Raw genomic sequence first — 1,605 nt, forward strand, 5'->3', positions numbered from 1 at the left:
GCCGTGGCCGAGCTGGACGGCACGGTCTACGGCGTCGGCGACTGGCGGCAGCCGTTCTCCACGCAGTCCATCACCAAGGTCTTCACCCTCGCCCTCGACCTGGCCCGCGAGGGCGACGAACTCTGGGAACACGTCGGCCGTGAACCCTCCGGCAACCCCTTCAACTCGCTGGTCCAGCTGGAGTACGAGAACGGCATCCCGCGCAACCCCTTCATCAACGCGGGCGCCCTGGTCGTCACCGACCGCCTCCAGACCCGTACCGGCGACGCGGCCGGCGAACTCCTGAACTTCCTGCGGGCGGAGAGCGGCAACCCGTCCCTGGACTTCGACAAGGAGGTCGCCGCCTCCGAGTCCCAGCACGGCGACCGCAACGCCGCCCTCGCCCATTTCATGGCGTCCTACGGCAACATCGACAACGAGATCCCGGTCCTCCTCGACCAGTACTTCCGGCAGTGCTCCATCGCCGCCTCCTGCGCCGACCTCGCCCTGGCCACCACCTTCCTGGCCCGCCACGGCATCCGCGCCGACGGCACCCGCCTCCTCACCAGGAGCCAGGCCAAGCAGGTCAACGCGGTGATGCTGACCTGCGGGACGTACGACGCGGCGGGCGACTTCGCCTACCGGGTCGGGCTGCCGGGGAAGAGCGGGGTCGGGGGCGGCATCATCGCCGTGGTGCCGGGCCGTTGCACGCTGTGCGTGTGGAGCCCCGGTCTGGACGAACGGGGCAACTCGGTGGCGGGAGTGGCGGCGCTGGACCGGTTCACGACACTCACGGGCCTGTCCGTGTTCTGAGGAGGCCGGGCTGTCACTGCGGGGGGTTTCCGTGTGTGCGGAGCGGCAGGTCGGCGTGTTTGGTGCGGGGCATCGCCAGGGCGGAGGCCAGTACGGCTCGGGTGTTTGCCGGGTCGGTGACGTCGTCGACCAGGCCGCGTTCGGCCGCGTAGTAGGGGTGCATGAGCTCGGCCTCGTACTCCTTGACCATGCGTGCGCGCATCGTCTCGGGTTCGTCCGCCGCCGCGATCTGCCGACGGAAGATGACGTCGGCGTGACGCGTACCGGCAGCCGGGCGCCACGCGCACCGCGAGGCCGGAGGCCGCAGGGGCGGCAGAAGCCCCCGTCCGCCCGCTCCGTGCCGTGAGCCACCACCCACAGGTAACAACCAGGCCCCTCCCGTGAAAACACCTCGTCGCTTTCCGGCCACCCGCCATTGACACGCTGACCCAGTGTTGGCCATGGCTTTCCCCGTCGATCTACGCCGCTGCCAGGTACTCGGCCTGGCCGGCACCGCCTTCCTCGCCCTGGGAGGTGAGACAGCCGGCGCCCTGCCCGTGGCGGATCTGCTCGCACCCAGCTCCGTGCAGGCGGCGTTCGGCCTGGTCGGCGTCTACTTCGGCGTGGTGCTGCTGATCGCGGCATGGCTGCTGCTGGGCCGTCTCGTCCGCGGCTCCGAACCACCCACCCCGCGGCAGCTGTTGCTGGTCCTCGCCGTCTGGGCGGCCCCGCTGCTGCTGGCGCCCCCGCTGTTCAGCCGGGACGTGTACAGCTACCTCGCGCAGGGCGCGATGGTAGACGCCCACATGGACGTCTACACCTCGGGCCCCGCGC

The 1,605-nt window shown here is 70.8% G+C and carries 2 protein-coding genes and 1 pseudogene; 2 read left to right on the plus strand and 1 reads right to left on the minus strand.

The genetic code is table 11. The features are described from left to right. Nucleotides 1–792, plus strand: a 792-nt coding sequence (locus tag ABZ646_RS46290) for a glutaminase (protein ID WP_360533721.1), incomplete at its 5' end; no start/stop codon positions are given. A 13-nt stretch (nt 793–805) separates the two neighbouring features. Here ABZ646_RS46290 and ABZ646_RS46295 read toward each other — a convergent pair. Further along, nucleotides 806–1,045, minus strand: a pseudogene (locus ABZ646_RS46295) (carboxyl transferase domain-containing protein); the annotation flags it as partial. A 187-nt stretch (nt 1,046–1,232) separates the two neighbouring features. Here ABZ646_RS46295 and mptB point away from each other — a divergent pair. Then, nucleotides 1,233–1,605: polyprenol phosphomannose-dependent alpha 1,6 mannosyltransferase MptB (gene mptB / locus ABZ646_RS46300; protein WP_360533724.1), on the plus strand; the 373-nt coding region annotated here is incomplete at its 3' end.

Origin of the sequence: Streptomyces sp. NPDC007162, from assembly GCF_040634175.1 — a bacterium.
Classification (GTDB): domain Bacteria; phylum Actinomycetota; class Actinomycetes; order Streptomycetales; family Streptomycetaceae; genus Streptomyces.